General features: G+C 62.3%; 27 protein-coding genes. 6 read left to right on the forward strand and 21 right to left on the reverse strand.

From position 1 onward, the window contains the following. The first annotated feature begins 19 nt into the window (after positions 1-19). The gene (locus WBQ96_RS03790; RefSeq protein ID WP_336547533.1) at positions 20-535 is read left to right on the forward strand and encodes a SixA phosphatase family protein; all 516 of its coding nucleotides are present in this window, start codon (positions 20-22) and stop codon (positions 533-535) included. 13 nt (positions 536-548) lie between these two features. Here the strand turns inward: WBQ96_RS03790 and WBQ96_RS03795 are convergent, their stop codons facing one another. Continuing rightward, positions 549-1,442, reverse strand: a complete 894-nt coding sequence (locus WBQ96_RS03795; protein WP_336547535.1) for a cation diffusion facilitator family transporter — start codon at positions 1,440-1,442, stop codon at positions 549-551. 147 nt (positions 1,443-1,589) lie between these two features. On the opposite strand from WBQ96_RS03795, the gene WBQ96_RS03800 reads away from it, so the two are divergent. Together WBQ96_RS03800 and WBQ96_RS03805 are read left to right on the forward strand one after the other, a co-directional pair. Continuing rightward, positions 1,590-1,877 carry a type II toxin-antitoxin system ParD family antitoxin gene (locus WBQ96_RS03800; protein ID WP_336547537.1) on the forward strand — a complete coding sequence of 96 codons (288 nt, stop codon included), beginning with the start codon at positions 1,590-1,592 and terminating at the stop codon, positions 1,875-1,877. After that, positions 1,870-2,163 (forward strand): type II toxin-antitoxin system RelE/ParE family toxin, encoded by a 294-nt coding sequence (locus tag WBQ96_RS03805; RefSeq protein ID WP_336547539.1) that lies wholly within the window; start codon positions 1,870-1,872, stop codon positions 2,161-2,163. The genes WBQ96_RS03800 and WBQ96_RS03805 overlap by 8 nt, the downstream gene beginning before the upstream one ends. A 6-nt stretch (positions 2,164-2,169) precedes the next feature. Here the strand turns inward: WBQ96_RS03805 and WBQ96_RS03810 are convergent, their stop codons facing one another. From WBQ96_RS03810 to WBQ96_RS03820, 3 genes are all read right to left on the reverse strand, one after another. Beyond that, positions 2,170-4,278, reverse strand: a complete 2,109-nt coding sequence (locus WBQ96_RS03810) for a molybdopterin-containing oxidoreductase family protein (protein WP_336547541.1) — start codon at positions 4,276-4,278, stop codon at positions 2,170-2,172. Between the two features lie 308 nt (positions 4,279-4,586). Further along, on the reverse strand, positions 4,587-6,464 hold the full coding sequence (locus WBQ96_RS03815; RefSeq protein WP_336547543.1) for an ABC-F family ATP-binding cassette domain-containing protein: 1,878 nt from the start codon (positions 6,462-6,464) through the stop codon (positions 4,587-4,589). 105 nt (positions 6,465-6,569) lie between these two features. Further along, entirely contained in the window at positions 6,570-7,082 is a 513-nt protein-coding gene (locus tag WBQ96_RS03820; protein WP_336547546.1) for a DinB family protein, read from the reverse strand. A gap of 69 nt (positions 7,083-7,151) precedes the next feature. Here WBQ96_RS03820 and WBQ96_RS03825 point away from each other — a divergent pair, with 69 nt between their 5' ends. Continuing rightward, positions 7,152-7,844 (forward strand): glutathione S-transferase family protein, encoded by a 693-nt coding sequence (locus tag WBQ96_RS03825; RefSeq protein ID WP_336547548.1) that lies wholly within the window; start codon positions 7,152-7,154, stop codon positions 7,842-7,844. A gap of 108 nt (positions 7,845-7,952) precedes the next feature. Beyond that, positions 7,953-8,375, forward strand: a complete 423-nt coding sequence (gene ndk / locus WBQ96_RS03830; protein ID WP_336547550.1) for a nucleoside-diphosphate kinase — start codon at positions 7,953-7,955, stop codon at positions 8,373-8,375. A 97-nt stretch (positions 8,376-8,472) separates the two neighbouring features. Here the strand turns inward: ndk and WBQ96_RS03835 are convergent, their stop codons facing one another. The 6 genes from WBQ96_RS03835 to WBQ96_RS03860 all read right to left on the reverse strand — a co-directional run bounded on the left by WBQ96_RS03835 (position 8,473) and on the right by WBQ96_RS03860 (position 13,630). After that, the gene (locus tag WBQ96_RS03835; RefSeq protein ID WP_336547552.1) at positions 8,473-9,243 is read right to left on the reverse strand and encodes a YbaY family lipoprotein; all 771 of its coding nucleotides are present in this window, start codon (positions 9,241-9,243) and stop codon (positions 8,473-8,475) included. A gap of 91 nt (positions 9,244-9,334) precedes the next feature. Beyond that, positions 9,335-9,814 carry a molybdenum cofactor biosynthesis protein MoaE gene (locus tag WBQ96_RS03840; protein ID WP_336547554.1) on the reverse strand — a complete coding sequence of 160 codons (480 nt, stop codon included), beginning with the start codon at positions 9,812-9,814 and terminating at the stop codon, positions 9,335-9,337. Positions 9,815-9,818: 4 nt separating this feature from the next. Beyond that, positions 9,819-10,085, reverse strand: coding sequence for a molybdopterin converting factor subunit 1 (gene moaD / locus WBQ96_RS03845; RefSeq protein ID WP_336547556.1), 267 nt, complete (start codon positions 10,083-10,085; stop codon positions 9,819-9,821). Continuing rightward, on the reverse strand, positions 10,082-10,678 hold the full coding sequence (gene pgsA, locus WBQ96_RS03850) for a CDP-diacylglycerol--glycerol-3-phosphate 3-phosphatidyltransferase (protein ID WP_165115597.1): 597 nt from the start codon (positions 10,676-10,678) through the stop codon (positions 10,082-10,084). The genes moaD and pgsA overlap by 4 nt, the downstream gene beginning before the upstream one ends. Before the next feature lie 106 nt (positions 10,679-10,784). Further along, a complete protein-coding gene (uvrC, locus tag WBQ96_RS03855) occupies positions 10,785-12,869 on the reverse strand; it encodes an excinuclease ABC subunit UvrC (protein WP_336547562.1) in 2,085 nt (694 codons plus the stop codon). Further along, complete coding sequence (locus tag WBQ96_RS03860) at positions 12,866-13,630, reverse strand: SDR family oxidoreductase (RefSeq protein WP_336547563.1); 765 nt, start codon at positions 13,628-13,630, stop codon at positions 12,866-12,868. Before WBQ96_RS03860 ends, uvrC begins: the two co-directional genes overlap by 4 nt. Before the next feature lie 404 nt (positions 13,631-14,034). Between WBQ96_RS03860 and WBQ96_RS03865 the strand changes: the two genes are divergently transcribed. After that, positions 14,035-14,691: an outer membrane protein gene (locus WBQ96_RS03865; RefSeq protein ID WP_165115593.1), complete on the forward strand. Its 657-nt coding sequence runs from the start codon at positions 14,035-14,037 to the stop codon at positions 14,689-14,691. A gap of 67 nt (positions 14,692-14,758) precedes the next feature. On the opposite strand, the gene WBQ96_RS03870 is transcribed toward WBQ96_RS03865, so the two are convergent. From WBQ96_RS03870 to WBQ96_RS03920, 11 genes are all read right to left on the reverse strand, one after another. Further along, a complete protein-coding gene (locus tag WBQ96_RS03870) occupies positions 14,759-15,355 on the reverse strand; it encodes a glutathione S-transferase (RefSeq protein WP_336547566.1) in 597 nt (198 codons plus the stop codon). Positions 15,356-15,432: 77 nt separating this feature from the next. Next, on the reverse strand, positions 15,433-16,176 hold the full coding sequence (locus tag WBQ96_RS03875; RefSeq protein ID WP_336547568.1) for a ribonuclease T2: 744 nt from the start codon (positions 16,174-16,176) through the stop codon (positions 15,433-15,435). A 14-nt stretch (positions 16,177-16,190) separates the two neighbouring features. Beyond that, positions 16,191-16,631 (reverse strand): hypothetical protein, encoded by a 441-nt coding sequence (locus WBQ96_RS03880; RefSeq protein WP_336547570.1) that lies wholly within the window; start codon positions 16,629-16,631, stop codon positions 16,191-16,193. Positions 16,632-16,744: 113 nt separating this feature from the next. Continuing rightward, positions 16,745-17,167, reverse strand: a complete 423-nt coding sequence (locus WBQ96_RS03885; RefSeq protein ID WP_336547572.1) for a DMT family transporter — start codon at positions 17,165-17,167, stop codon at positions 16,745-16,747. After that, positions 17,164-17,640 (reverse strand): DMT family transporter, encoded by a 477-nt coding sequence (locus WBQ96_RS03890; protein ID WP_336547574.1) that lies wholly within the window; start codon positions 17,638-17,640, stop codon positions 17,164-17,166. The genes WBQ96_RS03885 and WBQ96_RS03890 overlap by 4 nt, the downstream gene beginning before the upstream one ends. Further along, positions 17,637-18,506: a 23S rRNA (adenine(2030)-N(6))-methyltransferase RlmJ gene (locus WBQ96_RS03895; RefSeq protein ID WP_165115581.1), complete on the reverse strand. Its 870-nt coding sequence runs from the start codon at positions 18,504-18,506 to the stop codon at positions 17,637-17,639. The genes WBQ96_RS03890 and WBQ96_RS03895 overlap by 4 nt, the downstream gene beginning before the upstream one ends. Position 18,507: 1 nt before the next feature. Continuing rightward, on the reverse strand, positions 18,508-19,128 hold the full coding sequence (locus WBQ96_RS03900; protein ID WP_336547577.1) for a hypothetical protein: 621 nt from the start codon (positions 19,126-19,128) through the stop codon (positions 18,508-18,510). 84 nt (positions 19,129-19,212) lie between these two features. Then, a complete protein-coding gene (locus WBQ96_RS03905; protein ID WP_336548184.1) occupies positions 19,213-19,794 on the reverse strand; it encodes an AAA family ATPase in 582 nt (193 codons plus the stop codon). 2 nt (positions 19,795-19,796) lie between these two features. After that, positions 19,797-20,246 carry a DNA polymerase III subunit chi gene (locus WBQ96_RS03910; protein ID WP_165115577.1) on the reverse strand — a complete coding sequence of 150 codons (450 nt, stop codon included), beginning with the start codon at positions 20,244-20,246 and terminating at the stop codon, positions 19,797-19,799. Positions 20,247-20,303: 57 nt separating this feature from the next. Then, on the reverse strand, positions 20,304-20,777 hold the full coding sequence (locus WBQ96_RS03915; protein WP_336548186.1) for a VOC family protein: 474 nt from the start codon (positions 20,775-20,777) through the stop codon (positions 20,304-20,306). A gap of 185 nt (positions 20,778-20,962) precedes the next feature. Continuing rightward, positions 20,963-21,709, reverse strand: a complete 747-nt coding sequence (locus tag WBQ96_RS03920) for a GGDEF domain-containing protein (RefSeq protein WP_336547580.1) — start codon at positions 21,707-21,709, stop codon at positions 20,963-20,965. Positions 21,710-21,832 lie beyond the last annotated feature (123 nt).

The following is a 21,832-nucleotide window of genomic DNA, read 5'->3' on the forward strand; positions in this document are numbered from 1 at the left end:
CACTGGTTGGAGCCGCACGATGAAGGAACTGCTCCTCCTGCGTCACGCCAAGTCGAGCTGGGATGATCCCGAGCTGGCCGATTTCGATAGACCGCTGGCACCCCGCGGCCTGGATGCCGCTCCGGTGATCGGCCAGGCGATTGCCTCGCGCGGCTGGTTCCCGCAGATGGCGCTGGTTTCGCCGTCGCTTCGTACGCGGGAAACCTGGCAGATCGTCGCCGCCCAATCGCCTCGTTTCGTCGAACCAACCTTCTGCAGCGCCCTTTACGAAGCCTCTGCGGGGCAATTGCTGGCTGAGGTTCGTCATGCGCCGGAGGAGATCACCTCCCTGCTTTTGCTCGGGCACAATCCGGGGATGCAGGATTTTGCCACGCTGATTGCCAGCGAGGACTCTGACGAAACCGCCTTGCAGCTACTCCGCAAGAAATTCTCAACGGCGGGTCTTGCCCGGCTCGAATTCGACGGGCGATGGGACGAACTGCGTGCCGGTGCAGCCCGGCTCAGCCATTTCCTGCGGCCAAAAGACCTCGGCTGACTGCACCAACCTCTCAGTGAATCCGTTCGGCGGGTTTGCACGCAACCCGTTCCATCTGCAGCGTGGTGTGGTGCAGGTCGAAATCCGCCTGCAGGCGCGCCTCTATGGCGAGGCGCACGGTTTCTGCATCCGCGCCGTCAGAAAGCACAGCGTGAGCCGTCAGTGACGGCTTGCTCTGAGTGATCGCCCACAGATGCAAATCGTGCACCGAAGCAACACCCGGCACAGCCGCAATCGCTCCCTCGACTTCATCAATCTTCATGCCCGGCGGCACGCCTTCGAGCAGGATGTTGATGCATTCCCTGAGCAGCACCCAGGTGCGCGGAAACACCATGAAACCGATGCCGACGGCAATCAGTGAATCGACCCATTGCCAGCCGGTCAGCCAGATGATCGCCGCACCGGCCATGACGCCGAGCGAACCTAGCATGTCGGCCCAGACCTCGAGATAAGCCCCTTTCACATTCAGGCTGTTGTCCTTGTGGCCGCTCAGCAGCCGCATCGACAGGAAGTTGACGGCAAGACCGACGACCGCAATCCCCAGCATGCCCAGCGAGGCGATGTCCTGCGGCTCGGACAGCCGCTTCCAGGCCTCGTAGAGAATGTAGAAGGCAACGCCGAGCAGCAGCAGCGCATTGAAGGCCGCCGCAATGATTTCGAAACGGGCATAGCCATAGGTACGCAGAAGATCGGCCTGCCTGCGCCCGACATGGATGGCCAGCAACGCGATCGCCAGCGCCATCGTGTCGGTCAGCATATGCATGGCATCGGAAATCAAGGCCAGGCTGCCGGTGACGAAGCCCCCGATCACCTCCGCCACCATGAAAGCGCCGGTCAGGCCCAGCGCCATCCACAGCCGCGACACCGGCGTGTTCTGCATGTCGCCATGATCGTGATCGCCGCTCATGGCATGCTCCTCGATGCTCCGTCGCGGGGTGTATAATGCGGGAATGCCGGAAAATGGGAAGGCACCAAAATCCGGTGACGCCGCAGGCAATACGCTTGTTGTCCATGGTAGCAATTCTTGCTACCATTTTATCAAAGGAGTTCTCTCATGCCTTCGGTGGAAAAAGTAAGCGTCGCGCTTTCGTCGGACCTGCTCGAAATGGTCAAAAAGGCCGTCTCGACCGGCGAATATGCATCGGCGAGCGAAGTGATACGCGAAGCGCTGCGGGACTGGAAGCTGCGTCAGCCTTTGAGGCAGGCGGAAGTCGAGCGGCTACGAAAGGCATGGACGGACGGCATCGCCAGCGGCGAAGCCCAGCCTTTCGACATCGAAGAGATCAAGCAGCGAGCACGCGGCCGCTTCGAGAAGAATTCGAGCCCATCGCGCAATGGCTGAGTTAAGAATCGTCCGAAGTCCTGCGGCTGAAGACGATCTCATCGACATCTGGTGCGGGATCGCACCGGACAACCCGGTTGCGGCCGACCGCTTTCTGGACAGCATCGCCGCCAAGATCAAACAGCTTGCAACATTTCCGGATTCCGGTCCGCTCAGGCCGGACATTGCGCCTGACGCGCGAGCGCTGACCGTCGGAAACTATCTGGTGCTCTACCGGCATACCGGAACGCATATCGAGATCGTTCGCGTGGTGCACGGCGCACGCGATCTGACGGCACTGCTATAGGCGGCCCTACCCCGCCGCCCGCACCCAGACCTTGTTGTCATGCACGGCCGCACCGCCATAGGGTGCCGGCGCGTCGGCGCCGGTCAGGACGTTGATGCCCTCGCCGCGCTCGTGAGCGGAGTTCGGCCAGATGCCCTCGGCGATGACGACACCGCGCCGGATCGTCTCGAACAGCCTGGCATGCAGAACCACCTCGCCGCGTGGGTTGCCGATCTCGACGCGATCGCCCGTGGCGACGCCGAGTGCTGCGGCGTCCTCCGGATGGATCAGCAGTTCCGGCCGCCCTTCCTTCTCCCGCGACACCGGCGTCTCGGCAAAGGTCGAGTTGAGGAAATGGCGCGCCGGCGACGTCGCCAGCCGGAAAGGATGATCGGCATCCGCGACCTCGATCAGGTCGACATGGTCGGGAAATTCGGGGAGCTTCTCGACCGGACCGAAGATGCCCATGTTCTTGGGCGGCCTGTTGGGTGCGGCGCCGCCGTTCCATTGCGGCTTGAAACGGAACTTGCCGTCGGGATGCCCAAAACCCTTCAGGAAATGCGCGTCCTCGAACTCAGGCTGCATATCGACCCAGCGGCTGGCCTCCAGGCTGTCGAAATCGCCCAGGCCGCGTCGGGAAAGCATGTGGTCGATATGCTCGCGCTCGGTCAGCCCGAAGCCCGGCAAATGCGACACGCCCAGCCGCTTGGCCAGTTCCTCGATGACATAGTGATTGGTGCGCGGCCCCGCCGGCGGGTCGATCAGCTTGGGCCCCAGCGTGATGTGCTGGTTGCCGCCGCCCTTGTAGATGTCGTCATGCTCAAGGAACATGGTGGCCGGCAGCACGACATCGGCGAGCTTTGCCGTATCGGTCATGAACTGCTCGTGCACGCAGGTGAACAGGTCGTCGCGCAGAAACCCCTGCGTCACCAGCCGCTGCTCGGGCGCGACATTCACCGGGTTGGTGTTCTGGATCAGCATCGCCGTCACCGGTGGGCCGCCGTAAAGCGCGTCCTCGGCATTGGTCAGCACCGGCCCGATACGGGAGTGATCGAGATATCGGATTTTGGGGTCACGCAGCTTCGTGCCTTCCAGCAATTCGCCGTTGAGCTTGTAGATGCCGGAATTGGAGTGAAACGCGCCGCCGCCCTCATACTGCCAGGCACCGGTGACAGCCGGGATCGACAGCGCCGCATGCATGTTGACCGAGCCGTTACGCTGGCGCGCGAAGCCGTAGCCGAGCCGGAAGAAGGTTTTCTTCGTCGTGCCGACCAATCTGGCAAAATCTTCGATCTCCTCGACGGAAAGGCCGGTTATCGCCGCTGCCCATTGCGACGTGCGGGTGGCGAGATGCGCCTCCAGCCCCTTCGGATCGTCGGTGTATTTTTCGAGATAATCGCGATCGGCGAACCCGTCGCGGAACAGCACATGCATGACCGCGCAGGCCAGCGCGCCGTCCGTGCCCGGTTTCAGCACCAGCGCCATGTCGGCCTGCTTCATTGTCGCCGTCTCGTAGATATCGATGACGACGATCTTCGTGCCGTTCTCCTTGCGGGCCTTCACCGCATGGGTCATCACATTGACCTGCGTGACCACCGCATTGGTGCCCCAGATCACCACGCAGTCGGACTTGGCGATCTCACGCGGGTCCGACCCACGCAGCGCGCCCGTGCCCAGCACATAGCCGGTCCAGGCGAGATTGGTGCAGATCGAGGCGAAGAAGCCCGAATACTTTTTCGCGTGGCGCAGCCGGTCGATGCCGTCGCGCTGCACCAGCCCCATCGTGCCGGCATAGAAGTAAGGCCACACCGTCTCGCTGCCGAGCTTTTCCTCGGCGCGGATGAACTTTTCGGCCACCAGATCGAGGGCTGCTTCCCAGCTCGCCTCTTTCCAGCTGCCCTCGCCCTTGGCGCCGGCACGCACCAGCGGCTTCATAAGCCGGTCTGGATGATGAATGCGGTCGGCATAGCGAGCGACCTTGGCGCAGATCACGCCGGCCGTATAGCTGTTGTCCTTGGCGCCATGCAGGCGGCCGATACGGTTGCCGTCGAGGATCTCGACATTCAACGCGCAGGTCGACGGGCAATCATGCGGACAGGCGGAATGGCCGATTCTGAGCTTGGCGTGCTGGTTCATGCGGCGAAACTACAGGGTTTTGAAAGCAAGGTGTAGGGCCAGGATTGCGCGGTTTTCGTTGCTCGTAGCAACGTTGCGGAAAATCCTTCTTCTCCCCGTCACTATACGGGGAGAAGATGCCGGCAGGCAGGTGAGGGGCGGCGCTAACTTCGCCGACTCTGGCGCTACCCCTCATCCGGCCCTTCGGGCCACCAGTCCTTCGCTATGGCTCCGGGCGTTCGTCACTCGAAAAGCCAAATCGTTGGCTTTTCGTCGCCTTCGGCGAACACTCCTCACCCCCGTGAACGGGGAGAAGGAAGAGAGAAACCCTACTCCGCCGTGCCTTCCTCGTATTCCGCCGAAAGCTTCAGCCACTTTTCCTCGTGGCCGTTGAGCGTGGCGGTCAGCTGCGAGCGCTCCTTTGCAAGCTGCGTCGCGGTCGAGGGATCCTTCTCGTAAACTGCCGGATTGGCGAGTTCGTCCTCGATGGTGTCGATGCGCTTGCGGATGCGGTCCATCAGCGCTTCCGTGGCGCGGATTTCCTTGGCGATCGGCTCCATGGCAGCGCGGCGTGCGGCGGCTTCGCGGCGGCGGTCTGCCTTGGAGGCCTTGTCAGCTTCGCGCTTCTCGCGGCTGTTGGCCGAGACGCCGGTGACCTGCTGGCGGTAATCGTCAAGATCGCCGTCATACGGGTTCACATGACCATCCTTGACCAGCCACAGCCGATCAGCGGTGGCCTCCAGCAGATGACGGTCATGCGAGATCAGGATGACCGCGCCCGGAAACTCGTTCAGCGCATGGATCAGCGCCTCGCGGCTGTCGATGTCGAGATGGTTTGTCGGCTCGTCTAGGATGAACAGGTTCGGCCCCTCGAAGGCCGAAAGCCCCATCAGCAGGCGCGCCTTCTCGCCGCCGGAAAGATCCTTGGCAGGCGTGTTCATTTTTTCCGTCGCAAGACCGAACTGGGCGACACGCGCCCTCACCTTCGATTCCGGCGCTTCCGGCATCAACCGGCGCACATGCTCGTAGGCGTTTTCCTCCGGCCGCAGATCGTCGAGCTGATGCTGGGCAAAGATCGCCACCTTCAGGCCAGGCGCGATGGTCATCGAGCCCTTTTCCTGCTTCAGCCGGCCAGCAAGCAGCTTAGCGAAGGTCGACTTGCCGTTGCCGTTGGCGCCAAGCAGTGCGATGCGGTCGTCTGCGTCGATGCGCAGAGTCATCTTTTTCAGGATCGGGCTGCCGGGCTGGTAACCCACATCGACGCCGTCCAGTGCCACGATCGGCGACGCGACAGTCTTCACCGGCTCGGGAAAATGGAACGGCCGCACGCTGTCTTCCAGCAGGGCCGAAATCGGCTTCATCTTCTCCAGCGCCTTGATGCGCGACTGCGCCTGACGCGCCTTGGAAGCCTTGGCGCGGAAGCGATCGACGAAGGATTGCAGATGCTTGCGTGCCGCCTCCTGCTTGACGCGGCCCTTTTCCTGCAACTCGCGCTGCTCGGACAGTTGGCGCTCGAACTGGTCGTAGCCGCCGCGCCAGAAGGTCAGCTTCTTCTGGTCGAGATGGACGATCGAATTGACCGCGCGGTTGAGCAGGTCGCGGTCGTGGCTGATCAGCAGCACCGTGTGCGGATATTTCGAAACATAGGTTTCGAGCCACAGCGTGCCTTCAAGATCGAGATAGTTGGTCGGCTCGTCCAGCAGCAGCAAATCGGGCTCGGAAAACAGCACCGCCGCCAGCGCCACGCGCATGCGCCAGCCGCCGGAGAATGACGAGGCCGGCCGCCTTTGTGCGGCGTCGTCGAAACCGAGGCCGGCAAGGATGGTCGCGGCGCGCGCTTCGGCCGAATGCGCGTCGATATCGGCAAGCCTGATGTGGATTTCGGCGATGCGATGCGGGTCGGTCGCCGTCTTTTCTTCCTCGAGAAGGGCCGCGCGCTCGAGATCGGCCTTCAGCACGATCTCGATCAGCGGCTCCTCGGTGCCCGGCGCTTCCTGCGCCACCTGGCCGATGCGCAGGTTCTTGGGCAGGCTGACCGAGCCGGTCTCGGCCGACATGTCGCCGGTGATCGCCTTGAACAGCGTCGTCTTGCCGGTGCCGTTGCGGCCAACAAGCCCGGCCTTCGTTCCCGCCGGCAGCGTGAGCGAAGCGTGGTCGAGAAGCAGGCGTCCGGCAATGCGGAGGGAAAGGTCGTTTATGATAAGCATTGCGGGCTTTTGCACTGGACGCCCGAAGTTCGCAAGGGCTCCGATGCAGCCAGCGTCGACAGGAAACGGCCCATCTCCCGATTCAGCGGCAGATTGCGCCTGTTGCTAGGCGTAGGCTCGCCCCTCTTCCGTCCGCTGGAATGCGATCAGGTCCAGTTGCACGGATGGCTTGCCGAGCACGGTCAGGATCATATGCGCCTGGCCGCGATGATGCGTCTGGTGGTTGAAAAAATGATCGAGCGCGGGTGCAAGCCGTTGCGAGATGGTGCGCATGTCGCTGACGGTCATGTAGCTGAAGCGCCCGGCAAGGGCTTTCGCATCCAGCCCCTCGATCCACGCGAAGATGCGCCTGTCTTCTGCTTCGCGTGCAGCGCGCAGCTTGGTGAAATCCGCGCTGATGATCGCGTCGAGCGCGGCCGGCGCATCGCCCTGACCGGTAAAGCGCTTCATCCAGATGCGATCGGCGGCCACCAGGTGGTTCAGCGTGCCCATCAACGACTTGAAGAAAGCACCGGCATCGCGACAGAACTCTTCCTCGGAAAGAGTTGCCGCGGCGTCGTAGATGCGCCCGTTGGCCCAAGCATTATAGGCCGCCAACATCATGAAATGCTGTCTCATGGACTTCCTTTTGACATGCGAAGCAAAGAATATGTCCCTCACTCCTAACGCGCTGCAAGAGACACGCCAATGACCATTCTGCTCTATGATCTCGTCGGACACGATCAGGCACGGCCCTATAGCCCTCATTGCTGGAAGACGGCGATGTCGCTGGCGCACAAGGGCCTCGACTTCGAGACCGTGCCGACCACTTTCCTCGACGTCCCCGCAGTCGAGGGCGGCGTTTCGAAGACCATTCCGGTTATCCGTGACGGCAACGCCGTCGTGGCGGACTCCTTCCAGATCGCGCTCTATCTCGATCAGGCCTATCCGGAACGACCGACCCTGTTCGGCGGCGAAGGCGGAGAAGCGATGGCCCGCTTCATAGAGCGCTGGTCGCAGTTGACGCTTCATCCTTATCTGGGTGCAGCCGCGCTGATGGATATCTATGACCGCCAGAATGAAGCCAACAGGGCATATTTCCGCGAAAGCCGCGAAGCCCGCTTCGGCAAGAAGCTGGAGGATGTGGCTTCGGTTCGCGAGAGCGGCCTTGCGGCTTTCCGCGCATCGCTCGAGCCATTGCGCAACATGCTCGCCTACCAGCCGTTCATCGGCGGGGAGACACCGCTCTATCCCGACTACATCGTCTTCGGCGCCTTGCAGTGGGTCCGCGTCACCTCGCCGTTCCAGTATCTGGCAGCCGACGATCCGGTAAGCGACTGGTTCGAGCGCTGCCTCGACCTCCACGACGGCATCGGCAGAACGGTGGACGCGGCGGCGTGAAGCCGGGTTGAGGCCTGAGGCAAATGCCTCAGGGGCCTTGGCAATGCGACGGACGGCTTGTATAGGGACCGCCACATCTGCCCTTCCCTATTCTCAAAAGGATATACCATGGCGATCGAACGCACGTTTTCGATGATCAAGCCCGACGCGACCCGCCGCAACCTCACCGGCGCCATCACCAAGATGCTGGAAGAAGCCGGCCTGCGCGTCATTGCATCGCGCCGCGTCTGGATGAGCCGCCGCGAGGCTGAAGGCTTCTACGCCGTCCATAAGGACCGCCCCTTCTTCGGCGAACTCGTTGAGTTCATGTCGTCGGCCCCGACCGTCGTGCAGATTCTCGAAGGCGAGAACGCCATCGCCAAGAACCGCGAAGTGATGGGCGCCACCAACCCGGCCAACGCCGACGAAGGCACCATCCGCAAGGTCCATGCCCTGTCGATCGGCGAAAACTCCGTCCACGGCTCCGACGCACCGGAAACGGCGGCTGAGGAGATCAAGTACTGGTTCTCGGACACCGAGATCGTCGGCTGACAAGCTGATTCCGCTTTTCGGCGTAACTGCCTGATTGCAATAAAAAAAGCCGGGGTTTTGCCCCGGCTTTTTTGTTTCCATTTAATGCAAAGAACGTTCACTCGGCGCTCGCGAACCGGATCACGTCGCGCCCTTCCGCATCGACCAGAAACAGCTTGCCGTCGCCGTCGATGCGATAGGACGATGCCTTGCTCAGCGCCGCAAAAAGCTTCTTTTCCTGATCCATGATCGCCGGTGCGCAGGCCATGAAGGTCGAGCCGATATCGCCGAGTTTGATGGCGCTGCCTTCGATGGTGGCCCTGCCGAAATAGTTGTTGCAGGCGCCGCGCCCGCTGATCTTGCCGCCCGGATCGAACTTCAGCGTCGATTGGGCATCGTCGATCACGCCGCCGCCCTCGATATCCTCGGCCAGCCAGGTCGTGCGGAAGATCGGCGGCGGTTCGGTTTCCATGGCGTTCCTGACCATCCTCAGCACCATGGATTGCGGCTCGGCCTTGAGCGGGTCGAGACGGTAGCGCGTGTCGTTGATGAACCAGATCGTATCGTCGACCGTAATGCGGGCCTGCAGGGAATATGTGTGCTTCGGCTGGATCGTCGAAGGATCGAAGCGGATCTCGAACTTGATCGGCACTTGCCCGGCATCCTTGATCGTCTGCTCGCCGACGACCTTGGCCGGGGCATCGGCCAGCGAAACGTCCGACAGCCACACCCTGACGACGGCGTTCGGCGGCAGGGCTACACGTTCGCGATAGAGTATTTCACCGGTGAAGACCTTCTCGTCCGCGTAGGACTGTAGCGGCAAGGCCAATGTGCCGATCAGCAGCGGCGCAAAACCGAAAACGAAAAATTCGGCGAACTTGTCCAGCATGATCCAACCTCCTCTGTCGTCCAAAGGCATTTGGACGACAGAATGCGGTTGTTCCGTGACAAGATGACGGAAAATTTCAGGCCGTAAGACTTTACGTCTTCCGGCGCGTCCATCGCGCGGCGGCCTGATCGTCAGCCTCCTTGGCGTCGACCCAGCCACCGGTGGAGCCGTCCACGCGATGCTCCTTCTTCCAGAAGGGCGCGCGAGACTTCAGGAAATCCATCAGGAAATTCGCAGCCTCGAACGCCGCGTGCCGATGGGCCGAGGCGGCAACAACCAGCACGATGTTTTCGCCCGGCGCGATCTTGCCGAAGCGATGGATGGCGGTCAGGCCAAGCAGCGGCCATCGCTCGATCGCCTCGGCTGCGATGCGCGAAATCTCGGCCTCGGCCATGCCGGGATAGTGTTCGAGCTCAAGGGCTGAAAGCGCGCCGGCCTCATCGCGGCAGAGGCCGGAAAAGGTCACGACCGCGCCAATGTCGGCGCGCCCCTCGGATAACCGGGCGATCTCGGCGTTGACGTCGAAATCCTCCCGCTGGATGCGGATATCTGGCTGGAAGCTCGCCGGCATCGCGTCAACCTCCGGTCATCGGCGGAAACAGCGCGATCTCGCGCGCGCCGGCCAGCCTTTCCCGGTGCTCGACATGCTCGTGGTCGATGGCGACGCGGATCACGTCGGGATATTGCAGCGCGTTCTCATATTCCTCGCCACGACCCTTCAGCCATTGGAGGAGATCGGACACCGTCTCCACCTCGGCGGGAAGCGCGACGTCCTCTTCTGCCAGGCCGATGCGCTCGCGCACCCAGGCGAAATAGACGAGTTTGGTCGGATGCTGTGTCATTCGTCGATGATATGCTTCACGCCGGCCCGGAAATAGTCATAACCGGTATAGAGCGTCACAAGGGCGGCAATCCACAGCAGCGTCAGACCGATCTGCGTCCAGTAGGGCACGATCTTGTCTCCGGTCGGCCCCAGAAGCAGGAAGGCGATGGCGACCATCTGGATGGCCGTCTTCCATTTGGCAAGCTGCGTCACCGGCACGCTGACCTTCAGCGCCGCCAGATATTCGCGCAGACCCGAAACCAGGATTTCGCGGCACAGGATGATGATCGCCGCCCAAAGCGACCAACCGGCAATGCCGCCACGCTGATCTGTGTCGGCGGCAAGCAGAAGCAGGCAGGTCGCGACCAGAAGCTTGTCGGCGATCGGATCGAGCATGCGGCCGATATTCGAGGTCTGCTGCCATGCGCGGGCAAGGTAGCCGTCGAGGTAATCGGTGACGCTTGCGATGATGAAGATGATCAGCGCCGCCCAGCGCGCGAAGTCGCTCGACTGCAATCTTCCTTCGAGGAAAAAGCATAGGACAACCAACGGCACGGCAAGGATGCGCGCGTAAGTAAGCATGTTTGGAAGGTTGAATGCGCGCCTGGCCATCTCTAATCCGTTATTTCTTTCAGCTTTCGTACTCAAATCAGATGCGGATGTGGGGGGTCAATTGCGGGAAATCGATGGCCCAAGGATACATTTAGCCCGCAAATGATTAATTCTCGTGAAAATGGTTGTATACGATCTTGGCTATCGACTCCGAAATTCCATCAACCACCATCAAATCCTCCATCGCGGCGCGGCTCACCGCCTTGGCCGTGCCGAAATGCAAGAGCAGCGCGCGCTTGCGTCCCGGCCCGATGCCACTGATCTCGTCGAGCGGGTTCTTCACCATTTCCTTCTTGCGCCGCGCGCGGTGCGAGCCGATGGCAAAGCGATGCGCCTCGTCGCGCAGCCTTTGCACGAAATAGAGCACGGGGTCACGTACCGGCAGCGAGAATGATTCGCGGCCCTTGACGAAAAACCGTTCGCGGCCGGCATCGCGGTCCTGCCCCTTGGCGACGCCGATCGCCGCCACCTTGTCCTCGATGCCGAGATCGGCCAGCATCTTGCGCACCACCGACATCTGCCCCTGCCCGCCGTCGATGAGGATGACATCGGGCCAGGCCGGAAAGGACGAGCCAATCACTTCGTCGTCCTCGCCGGATTGCGCATCGCCTGCCTCCGGCGCGGCATGTTCCTTGATGAGTCGCGAGAACCGCCGCTCCATCACCTCGCGCATCATGCCGAAATCGTCGCCCGGCGTGATGTCGGTCGAGCGGATGTTGAACTTGCGGTACTGGTTCTTCACGAAACCTTCCGGCCCGGCGACGATCATCGCGCCGACGGCATTCGTGCCCATGATGTGCGAGTTGTCGTAGACCTCGATGCGCACCGGCACTTTTTCCAGTCCGAACGTCTCGACCATGCCGGTTAGCAGCCGCGCCTGCGTCGAAGTTTCCGCCAACCGCCGGCCAAGCGCCTCGCGGGCGTTCTGGACCGCGTTATCGACCAGATCCTTCTTCTCGCCGCGCTGCGGCACAGTGATCGTCACCTTGTGGCCGGCGCGCGTGGAAAGGGCAGCACCCAGCAATTCCTGCTCCTGCACCTCATGCGAAAGCAGAAGCAGCCTCGGGCACGGCTTGTCGTCATAGAACTGCGCGAGGAACGAGCCGAGCACTTCCTTCGCCTCAAGCGCCGGATCGGCCTTGGGGAAATAGGCGCGGTTGCCCCAGTTCTGGCCGGTGCGGAAGAAAAAGACCTGGATGCAGACCTGCCCGCCCTCCTGATGGATGGCGAAGACGTCCGCTTCCTCGACCGATTGCGGGTTGATGCCCTGATGGCTCTGCACATGCGAAAGTGCCGCCAGCCGGTCGCGATAGATGGCAGCGCGCTCGAAATCGAGCTCTTCGGCAGCATTCTGCATGGCCGACGAGATGTCGGTCTTCACCTTCTGGCTGCGGCCCGACAGGAAGTCCTTGGCCTCGAAGACCAGTTCGGCATAGTCGTCGGCAGAAACCTCACCCGTGCACGGACCGGAACAACGCTTGATCTGATAGAGCAGGCACGGCCGCGTGCGGCTTTCGAAGACCGAATCCGTACAGCTTCGCAGCAGGAAGGCGCGCTGCAGCGAATTGATCGTGCGGTCGACGGCACCTGCCGAGGCGAACGGCCCGAAATAGTCGCCCTTGCGCGAGCGCGCGCCTCGATGCTTGAAAATCCCCGGCGATGGATGATCACCGGTCAGCATGATATAGGGAAACGACTTGTCGTCGCGCAGAAGCACGTTGAATCGCGGCCGCAAGCGCTTGATAAGATTGGCTTCGAGCAGCAGCGCCTCTATCTCGGTGCGGGTGACGACGAATTCCATCGTCGAGGTCTCGCGCACCATGCGGCCGATGCGGTTGGTGTGAAATCGCCCTTGCGCGTAGTTGGTCACGCGCTTCTTCAGGCTGCGTGCCTTGCCGACATAGAGCACGTCGCCCGCCGCATTCATCATGCGGTAGACGCCCGGCGCATTGGGCAGGCGCTTGACCAGCGTCTGGATCACCTCCGCACCGACCATGCCGTCGGCGTCACCCGCATGCGGCGTCCAGTCGATTGCGGTGAAGGAAGCATCAGCCACCGCCGGCAACACTTCGGCCTCCGTCCCCTCATCCTCCTCGACCTCATGACCCGGCATATAGCCGGCGACATCGTCGCTGGCCCTGCCGGCTTGCGGCCGATGGAGCGATTTGAGGTTCGGATCGTTGGGACTCATTCCACCATGCCTGTCACATCCGGCGTCTGCCACGCAAGGTGCTGGCCGCCATCAAGCGCGATCATCTGGCCTGTGACCGAGCGCGCCTCCCATAGATAGCGAATCGTTGCGCCGAATTCCAAAAGATCGGGACCCCGCTTCAGGATCACCCCGTCGACCTGTGCGGCGAAGTCTTCAGGCTGCTGTTTCGGGTTGGCGAGCGTCGGTCCCGGACCGATCGCGTTGACGCGAATTCTGGGGGCCAGTGCCTGCGCCATGGTCTGCGTCGCCGTCCGGAGAGCCGACTTCGACAGCGCGTAGGAGAAATAGCGCGGCGTCGGCTTCCAGACGCGCTGATCTATCATGTTGACGACCAGCCCCTCGCTGCCGGCCGGCAAGGCTTCGGCGAAGCGGCGCGTCAGCAGAACCGGCGTCTTCACATGAACGGCGAAATGCCGATCCCAGGTCGCCCACTCGAAATCGGTCACAGCATCATCGACGAAGAGCGAGGCATTGTTGACCAGCAGCGAGATCGGGCCGACCGCCTTGCCTGCCTGCGAGATCAGCCCGTCGACGGCGCGCATATCGGTGAGATCGGCGGTGACGATTGCGGCCTCGCCGCCATTGGCGGCCACCGTTGCAGCCAGTTCCTCCGCCTCGCTGCGCGAGCGGTTGCAGTGGATGGCGACGGCGAATCCGTGCGCGGCAAGGTCCTCGACGATCGCCCTGCCGATACGTCTGGCGCCACCCGTCACCAGCGCCGTCCTGCCCGATTTCCGCATTTGTCCACCCCTAATTTTTCAAACGCAAATGGCTGTTTTGCCGATTTTGGCGCCTCACAGGTTAATTCGCGTTCGTTCCTTTGGCGGCATTGTGGCGAAGCCCTTATGCAAACCGCCTAATTTAGTGAGAACGTTCGGAAACAGATTCAATATAGGGTCCGCAACCCCTTGAACCAAGGCACTTTTTGCCTTCTGATCCGAACTCTCCTGACAATGTTGTTGCGCAACTGCAACGTCATTCTTCCGCCTTATTGGCGCCGGGCAAAGACCCAATTTCGGGTGTGGTGCAGCCGCATTTCGGCACGACATTGGGAACTGTCAGGTACCCGAGCCGTTGTTCCCCCCAGACGGTTTGGACACCTCCCACAGAAGAACATTGTGTGCTGTGGCTAAGGAGTAAGAAAATGGAAGCCAAATTGAAATTCGCGCGGCCTCTGGCAGCTGCGTTCGGCCTGCTGGCCTTCGCTGGTGTTGCCAATGCAGCTGACGTCGTCCAGGAAGAGCCGCCGGCACCCGCCGCTCCGATGGAAGTGGCCCCGCTCAACACGTGGTCCGGCCCCTATGCCGGTGTGACGCTGGGCTACGGCTTTTCGGGTCGCGTCAAGGAGCCGGGTAACACCGTCAACACCGACGGTTTCATCGGTGGCGGCTTTGTCGGCTATAACTACCAGATCGACAATGTAGTGGCCGGCGTCGAAGGCGACCTCGGCTATGGCGGTCTCAAGGGCGACAATGCCGGCACGGAAGTGAAGGGCGGCCTCGGCGGCTCGCTTCGCGCCCGTCTCGGTTATGCCGTGACCCCGGATATCCTGCCTTACATCACCGCTGGTGGTGCAGCCCAGAGCGTCAAGCTCACAGAAGGCGGCATTTCCGACAAGAACACGATGCTCGGCTGGACCGCCGGCGTCGGCACCGACCTGAAGGTCACCGACAACGTGTTTGCCCGCGTCGAGTATCGTTACACCGACTACGGCAGCAAGGAGTTCACCACGGGTAGCGGTACCCGCGATGTCGACGCCACGGATCATCGCATCCAGTTCGGTGTCGGTATGAAGTTCTAATTCGCCGTAACAGGCAGTTAGACAAAAGCCGGGCCTCGAAAGAGGCCCGGCTTTTTTGCATCCTGACTCAGGACGGCAGATACGGCTTGAGTTCGGGGAATTTCTCGTCGAAGCGTGCCGCCCAGCGCTTGAGCCTCGCATGGCCGCGCTCCCATTTGCCGGCAAAGCGCAGATCCATGTAGCCGAGCGTTGCCCGCAGCGCGATCTGGCCGGCTGTGATCTTCTTGGGCAGCTTCGGTGGATTGGCGTTCAGGACATCCAGCACCCGGACGGCCTTCGACCACTGCTTGTCGAGCCAGGGCGCATGCACCTTTTCCTCCGGCCGGAAGCGGCGTTCATAGACATGGGCCAGCAGGCAGTCGCACAGGCCGTCGGCCAACGCTTCCAGCCGCTCGGCCTCCAGGCGCTTGGCCGGATTGCGCGGGAAAAGCGTATTGCCGGACACGCGGTTCAGATACTGGGTGATCGCCCGGCTGTCGAACACGGCTTCGCCGTCGTCGGTGACCAGCACTGGTATCTTGCCAAGCGGGTTTGCGGCGATCAGCTCGGCGGGTTCGGCGTTGGTGTCGGTCAGCACGCCTTCGAAGGCAACCCCGGCATAGGCAGCGGCCATCCTGACCTTTGCACTGTAGGGCGAGGCAGGGGCATAAAGAATTTTCGGCATGAAGGCGATCTCTCCTGGATAATGCGCGAGACCGTAGTTTTGCCCAGCCGGCGAAGCAACAACCAGCCCCGAAAAAACTATCCGCCACGCACCGGCGGCATGACCACCTTGTCGCGCCGGCAGGAATCGCGATCGACCTCGTCGCAGGAGCGGAAAGAAAGATCCTTGTTCATGCAGATGCGAACCTCGCGCAGATAGCGGCGGTCGCAGGTCACCGCGATGCCGTCCGCCGGCAGGCTCTGGTTGACCTTCAGGAAAGCGCGTTCCGCATCGTCCGGGTCGAGCGTGCGATAGCCATCGAGCCGGTTGAACTCCGCCGGTATCTTTACCCGCTCACGCGCCTGCCGCAAAACCCTGAAGTAATCGTCCTGTGACAGGCCGGCACAAGAACCGTGCTTGCGCCATTCGTGGCGGATGAGACCGGACGCCGGCATGATGTCGTAGAGGGTGCGCAGCGTGTCGTTGGGCACATCGCGCTGGTTCGTGCGGCAATCCTGCGGATAGCCGCGTTCATATTGCGGCCACAGCCCATGAACGACGAAGGCATATGGCCTGCCCATCGCGCATTGCTGGCGATTGGCATCGCCGCCCTCCGCCTCACAATAGCTCGGCGACCATGACAGCGACAGCACGTAGAAATCGAAACCCTTGCCCAGCGCGACTGCTGGTTGGGAAGAAGTTGTAGGTGTCGCCGTTGAGGCCGGGGCGTTCGCCGCCTGCTGGCTGTCGCCGGAGGGCTTGCAACCGGCAATGGCTACAAGCGCGGCAAGGCAAAGCACCGCCGCACCAAAATGCCGGCGACGCTCCCTAGCCAAAGGCATCTGCCTGCCCGGATTTAACGCAGCACGCGGCAGCGGCCGTTATAAACCATCCAGCGGTCGAAGCCCGGCAAGCAGAACTCGACATTGTCGCCAATACCGGCAAAGCCCATCCGGCCCTCGATCAGGTAAAAGACTTCATGCTGGCGCCCATCGGAAAGGCTGGCGGTCGCGCCGCAATAAAGCCGCGCGATCGGATGGCGCTCGTCAACCGGCTCGTAGCGCTTCGGATAGATATTCTGGAAATCGGTGATCGCCACGTCCGGCAGGTTGGGCACGTGTTTCACCTGATAGCCGAAGCGATGAATGATCTTGTTGAGATAGCGCTGGTCCGAGCAGAGGCTGGTGCCCTCTTCCTGTCGCGCAACCACGTCGGCGGCTTGGGAAAGATTTGGCCCCGTCAGCAGCGAACCGGCGGCAACGGCTGCGGCCATCACGAAATGAGTAATACGGGACATAGCAAAAAACCTCATGAATCATCGCCGAACGCGACGCCTAAGCGCGGATAGTGCTCAATGGGCGCGAAACGGTCAAGCGGGATGGATTTTCATAGCGTGTGGGACAGCCTTCATCACCGCCGCCGCTGGGTGAGCGCCACACCTGCGAGGATCAAGGCAATACCAAGCGCACTTGCCCAGATTGCCGGCGATGCAGCGCTCAACAGGTCCAGCGCAACGCCTGAAACCATCTGGCCGCCGATGACCAGAAGTGCGGTGTTGACCGCGCCGATGCGGGCGATGAGCCAGCTGCCGGCGGCAACGAAAACCACGCCGATCGGCCCACCGATATAGACATGCCACGGTACATCGCTTGCGCCGGCTGGAATCAACCCGCCGATAACGAGACCAAGAGCAGTCAGCGCGGCGAAACCGACGGCATGGTTCCAGAAAGAGGCTTGCAGCGGAGAGGTCGAGAGGCTGAGCCGCCCGTTGATCTGCCGACTGACGCCCACCAGCACGCCCGCGACGCTGGCCACCACGATCCATAGCGTCATGCGGCACCTTTGCCGAACAGGATTATGATCGCGCTTCCCGCCAGCACCAGCCCAAGGGCTGCGAAGTCGCGTGCACCGGGACGGCGCATCGGCAGGCCGAACAGGCCCCAGCGGTCAGCCGCGAGGCTGAAGATCATCTGGCCGACGAGGCCGAGTGCCAGCGTGCCGGAAAGCGCAAGCGGCGAATTGACCGCAGCCGAGGCCAGCATGACGGTAGCCGCACCCGACAGGCCGCCAAGGTAGGCCCAGAATGGCGTACCGACTTTCGGTGCATCGCCTGCAGGCGTGCGACGCCGGAGAACTGCGAGAAAGATGATGGCAGCAATCGTCCCCGTGCCATGCGCGGTCCAGGAAGCGAACAAGGCGTTGCCATAGCGCGCCAGTTCGCCATTGAAATGGATCATCAGGGTCAGGAGGCCGCCCGAGCCAAAGGCGGCGAGGAGATGAAGCGGGTTGGCGCGCGGAGGCGTCATATGTCGCCCCGGCGTTCGTCTTCCCCCGCCAGCCAATCGACCGACCACCCCGCGCCCTTCTCCTGCGCCAGCAGGGCATGCAGCGCCGGCAGCATCGCCTGCAATTCCGCCTCCAGCGTGTAGGGCGGGTTGACGACGATCATGCCGGTGCCGTCGAGCCGCGGCTCGCGCGACGGTCGCCTGAGCTCGAAGCGGATATCGAGGATCTTGGGGATGCCGCAACCGGCCAGCGCCTCGCGGAAGTCCGCTACCGCCTGCCGGTCCTTGATCGGATACCACAGCGCATAGATGCCGCCAGGCCAGCGCTTGTGGGCCCGCTGCAGGCCGTCGACCAGCCGGTCGAATTCGCCTTCCTGCTCGAAGGGCGGATCGACCAGCACCAGCCCGCGCTTTTCCTTCGGCGGCAGATGCGCGCCGAGCGCCAGCCAGCCGTCGAGCTCGTTCACCCGCACCTGGAAATCGTCGGCGAACAGCGCCTTCAATAGCTGGAAATCCGCGGGGTGCAGTTCGATCGCCGACAGCCGGTCCTGCTTGCGCAGCAGCCGCCGCACGATCAGCGGCGAGCCGGGATAGGCGGAAAGCCCGCCATCGGGATCGGCAGAGCGCACCGCATCGAGATAAGGCGCCAGCAGCTTTGCCGCCTTAGGCTCCATCTTTGCATCGAGCAGCCGGCCGATACCGCAGTGCCATTCGCCGGTTTTCTGCGCTTCCTCCGACGAGAGGTCGTAGAGGCCGATGCCTGCATGGGTGTCGATCACCCGAAAAGCCTTGTCCTTCTGCTTCAGATATTCGACCAGCCGCGCCAGCACTGCGTGCTTGACGACATCGGCAAAGTTTCCGGCGTGGTAGGCGTGGCGGTAATTCACGTCAGCGGTTCTCGCCGCCCCGACCCCAGCGTGGTGCCGGCGGCTGCGAGTTCGGATTGCTGGGGCGGCCGCCTCCACCGCGCCGCAAGGCAATGACGAGGCCGATGAAGCCGACCGCCAGCAGCGAAAGACCAAGTGGCTGCGCCCGCTCGTCCGCTGCGCCCGCATCGCTGCGCAGGATGAGATCGACCGTCTGGATGTCGATACCTTCGGCGTCGCCCTGCCCGACGGTGAATGTGTAGGTACCGGCCTCCAAATTATCGAGAAGGCCGCCATCGTCGCGATAGATCTTCTGGCTGGTCTGCGGCGAGTTTTCCCGCACCGCGCCATCGGCGAAGTTGAGCACGTCCGTCAGCACCGTGCGCCCGCCGGTGGCCGCAGTCAGGGTCAGCACCGCCTGCCGGCCCGCCGTTCTCGACCCGCCGACCGCCGTCATGTCGACCAGCACGCGCACCGGCGCATCGGTCGAGGCAAGCATCACGTCGACCGTCTTGAAGCCGGAAGCGCGCTCATAGACGCGCCATGTGCCGATCTCATGGCCGGAAAAATTCTTGACCGCCCAGGGATAGATGACGCCAAGAGCCGCACCGGCCAGCAGGACAAGCAGAAAAAAGAAGCGCATCGAAAACTCCGTTACGGGCATTCTCTGCCACGCGGCGGGGCCGGCTGTCCATGCGGATCGGCGGCAACCGGACGCCTTCGACGACTAGCCGGCGCTTCGCTCCGCGCCCGCGCCCTTCAGTCCAGCCAAAATCGCATCGACGGTCTCGTTCACGCTCTGCGCGGAGGTGTCGATCCACAGGCCGATGCGCGGCGTCTGGTTGTGCAGCACCTGCCGCATCATTTCGGCGGTCCACGAACCGTGGACGGGATCGCCATAGATGTTCTTGGTGCGGCCCTTGTCGCGGGCGGTCAGCGTCTCGGCTGAGGGATCAAGCACGATGACGGCCGGGCGATAGGCCTGCAGCCGCTCCACCGTCCAGCCGAGGAATTCGCCCAGAATCACATCCTGATAGACGACGGTGAAGCCGGCCTCGGCGTATTTGGCTGCAACATCCCAGGCGAGATCGTAGCGCAGTCGCAACTGGTTCACAGCTTCGGGCACGGGGTCCGGGCTCATCTCGACCCGCCCGCTGATGATCATCCGGCGAAAAAGATCGCCGCGCAGATGCACGCTTTTCGGCAATCTTTCGGCCAGTGCCTGCGCAACAGTCGACTTGCCGGCGCCCATGCCGCCAGTGATGACGATGATCCCGGGAAAATCGTCCTTTGCCCCGGATGCCTGCACGCTCAAGCCTTGCGCTCCCAGCGCCGGTCAGGCGTCTGCTGCCAGTAGGTGACGGCGTGGCCGGCAGCCTTCATCGTCTTCCAATGCTCCCGCGCGGTCTCGAGCTGGGCTGCGTCATGCCCGTCGAACATGAACACAGCGCGCTCGTAAGGCGCGATGTCAGGCGGCGACGCACCGTCGACCAGAAAACGTATCTTTGCATCGTTGCGGTTGTCGAGGTCGGTGGTCAGCAGAACCGGCTGGTCTTCCGGGAAAGCCTCGCGGTCGGTGGCGTGGGCGAGGAAGGCATCGTCGCGGAACGTCCACAGATGCGCGTCGAGCGCATCGCGCCGCTCCTCGGTGCCGGTCTGCACGACCGCCCGCCAGCCGCGCTGCACGCTCTTTTCAAGCAGGCCGGGCAGTGCGTCTTCCAGCGTCGATTCGGTCAGGTGATAAAAGAGAACTTCAGCCATGCGGGGAAACTACGCGATCGCAGCGCGGATGGGAATGTCGCAAGACGCCACAAAGCTTCAACCGCGCCGCGCCGCCTCAATCTTCGCCACGTCGATTTTCCCCATGGTCATCATCGCATCAAATGCGCGCTTTGCTTCGGCGCCCCCAGCCGCCATCGCGTCAGTCAGTACGCGCGGCGTGATCTGCCAGGAAATCCCCCACTTGTCCTTGCACCAGCCGCACGCGCTCTCCTGGCCGCCGTTGCCGACGATGGCATTCCAGTAGCGGTCGGTCTCTTCCTGATCGTCGGTCGCGATCTGGAACGAGAAGGCTTCGTTATGCTTGAACATCGGCCCTCCGTTCAGGCCCATACAAGGAATGCCCGCAACCGTGAAGTCGACCGTCAACACATCGCCCTCCTTGCCGGACGGGTAGTCACCGGGTGCGCGATGCACGGCATGCACCGCGCTATCAGGAAAGGTCTCGGAATAGAAACGGGCGGCAGCCTCGGCGTCCTTGTCGTACCAGACACAAATCGTGTTCTTTGCGATTGCCATTTGCGATGTTCCTCTCGCTTTGAAGCCAGAATCTCGGCCTCGTTTCGCATCCACCCTCTTCCGAAATAGGCGGCCAACCGCTTTTTTCCACCCCAAAAAGCGTCCGTCTCGCCGGGGCTATCGCGAAGGATCGCTACCTTGGCGTCGCTGTCCGCCTTTGGTGGTCAGCGCAATGGCGTCTACAGGGCCGACACGCGGTTGCGACCGGCCCGTTTCGACTGGTACAGGCCCGCATCGGCGCGTGTGAGTATATCGCTGGAAAAGCGATCCGGCAGACCGAATTCGCTAACACCGCCGCTGATCGTGGATTCGTAGTGCACGGTTTCGTTCAGGGCGATGGGAACATGTTTACGCAACTGCTCGGCGATTTCCATCGCATCGCTTCGATGGGTGCCGGGCATCACCACCACGAACTCGTCGCCGCCGAAACGGGCGATCACATCGCTTTTGCGCAGATGCTGGCGGCATAGGCGGGCTATTTCCACCAGCGCCGCGTCGCCTGCATGATGCCCCATCTCATCATTGAGGCGTTTGAAATTGTCGAGATCGAAGACCAGCACCGAAGTCTGAGCCCTTTCCCGTTCAAAGACCGCCAGCCGGTCATCCAGGGTCTCAAGCAGCTTGCGGCGATTGTATAGCCCCGTCAGGGCGTCCGTCTCGCTCAGTTGGCGCAGCTTTTGCTGAACCTCGTTCTTTTCGGTGATATTGCTCGCTATCCAGACGACTGCGTCCTCGCCTTCCACCTGAAAGCTCAGCGCCTGAACCCGGCCCTCGAACCAGATGGCATTACTAGGGCCGTCGCCGGCTCCCTTCACGTCACTGCCGCTGAGTTCGTATTCGACGATATGGAGCACGCCGCTTTCCAAAGCCTTTTCAATTTCAGCGGCGAACCAACGCGCCTTCTCCTCTTTCAGCACTTCAAACATGCTACGCCCGGCAAGCCCGCTGCCGTCATGATAGTGCCTGAGGTCTTTGCCTCCGAATATAGCCGCATAGCGGCCGCTGCGCGTGAGAATGAATGCGGGGTCTGGAAGGGACGAAAGGATTGA

Origin of the sequence: Mesorhizobium sp. CCNWLY176 (assembly GCF_037153935.1) — a bacterium.
Lineage (GTDB): Bacteria > Pseudomonadota > Alphaproteobacteria > Rhizobiales > Rhizobiaceae > Mesorhizobium_M > Mesorhizobium_M zhangyense.

Bases quoted from the DNA above. Each gene is read 5' to 3' on its own strand.
- WBQ96_RS03840 (WP_336547554.1), bottom strand. From the start codon at position 9,814: ATGCCGGCGAGCTTCCAGCCAGATATCCGCATCCAGCGGGAGGATTTC.
- WBQ96_RS03835 (WP_336547552.1), bottom strand. From the start codon at position 9,243: ATGCTGGACAAGTTCGCCGAATTTTTCGTTTTCGGTTTTGCGCCGCTG.
- WBQ96_RS03885 (WP_336547572.1), bottom strand. From the start codon at position 17,167: ATGACGCTATGGATCGTGGTGGCCAGCGTCGCGGGCGTGCTGGTGGGC.
- WBQ96_RS03880 (WP_336547570.1), bottom strand. From the start codon at position 16,631: ATGTCCCGTATTACTCATTTCGTGATGGCCGCAGCCGTTGCCGCCGGT.
- WBQ96_RS03910 (WP_165115577.1), bottom strand. From the start codon at position 20,246: ATGGCTGAAGTTCTCTTTTATCACCTGACCGAATCGACGCTGGAAGAC.
- WBQ96_RS03810 (WP_336547541.1), bottom strand. From the start codon at position 4,278: ATGAACCAGCACGCCAAGCTCAGAATCGGCCATTCCGCCTGTCCGCAT.
- uvrC (WP_336547562.1), bottom strand. From the start codon at position 12,869: ATGAGTCCCAACGATCCGAACCTCAAATCGCTCCATCGGCCGCAAGCC.
- WBQ96_RS03815 (WP_336547543.1), bottom strand. From the start codon at position 6,464: ATGCTTATCATAAACGACCTTTCCCTCCGCATTGCCGGACGCCTGCTT.
- WBQ96_RS03875 (WP_336547568.1), bottom strand. From the start codon at position 16,176: ATGCCTTTGGCTAGGGAGCGTCGCCGGCATTTTGGTGCGGCGGTGCTT.
- WBQ96_RS03870 (WP_336547566.1), bottom strand. From the start codon at position 15,355: ATGCCGAAAATTCTTTATGCCCCTGCCTCGCCCTACAGTGCAAAGGTC.
- WBQ96_RS03900 (WP_336547577.1), bottom strand. From the start codon at position 19,128: ATGCGCTTCTTTTTTCTGCTTGTCCTGCTGGCCGGTGCGGCTCTTGGC.
- WBQ96_RS03860 (WP_336547563.1), bottom strand. From the start codon at position 13,630: ATGCGGAAATCGGGCAGGACGGCGCTGGTGACGGGTGGCGCCAGACGT.
- WBQ96_RS03920 (WP_336547580.1), bottom strand. From the start codon at position 21,709: ATGTTTGAAGTGCTGAAAGAGGAGAAGGCGCGTTGGTTCGCCGCTGAA.
- WBQ96_RS03790 (WP_336547533.1), top strand. From the start codon at position 20: ATGAAGGAACTGCTCCTCCTGCGTCACGCCAAGTCGAGCTGGGATGAT.
- pgsA (WP_165115597.1), bottom strand. From the start codon at position 10,678: ATGGCCAGGCGCGCATTCAACCTTCCAAACATGCTTACTTACGCGCGC.
- WBQ96_RS03825 (WP_336547548.1), top strand. From the start codon at position 7,152: ATGACCATTCTGCTCTATGATCTCGTCGGACACGATCAGGCACGGCCC.
- WBQ96_RS03865 (WP_165115593.1), top strand. From the start codon at position 14,035: ATGGAAGCCAAATTGAAATTCGCGCGGCCTCTGGCAGCTGCGTTCGGC.
- moaD (WP_336547556.1), bottom strand. From the start codon at position 10,085: ATGACACAGCATCCGACCAAACTCGTCTATTTCGCCTGGGTGCGCGAG.
- WBQ96_RS03890 (WP_336547574.1), bottom strand. From the start codon at position 17,640: ATGACGCCTCCGCGCGCCAACCCGCTTCATCTCCTCGCCGCCTTTGGC.
- WBQ96_RS03805 (WP_336547539.1), top strand. From the start codon at position 1,870: ATGGCTGAGTTAAGAATCGTCCGAAGTCCTGCGGCTGAAGACGATCTC.
- WBQ96_RS03795 (WP_336547535.1), bottom strand. From the start codon at position 1,442: ATGAGCGGCGATCACGATCATGGCGACATGCAGAACACGCCGGTGTCG.
- WBQ96_RS03820 (WP_336547546.1), bottom strand. From the start codon at position 7,082: ATGAGACAGCATTTCATGATGTTGGCGGCCTATAATGCTTGGGCCAAC.
- ndk (WP_336547550.1), top strand. From the start codon at position 7,953: ATGGCGATCGAACGCACGTTTTCGATGATCAAGCCCGACGCGACCCGC.
- WBQ96_RS03800 (WP_336547537.1), top strand. From the start codon at position 1,590: ATGCCTTCGGTGGAAAAAGTAAGCGTCGCGCTTTCGTCGGACCTGCTC.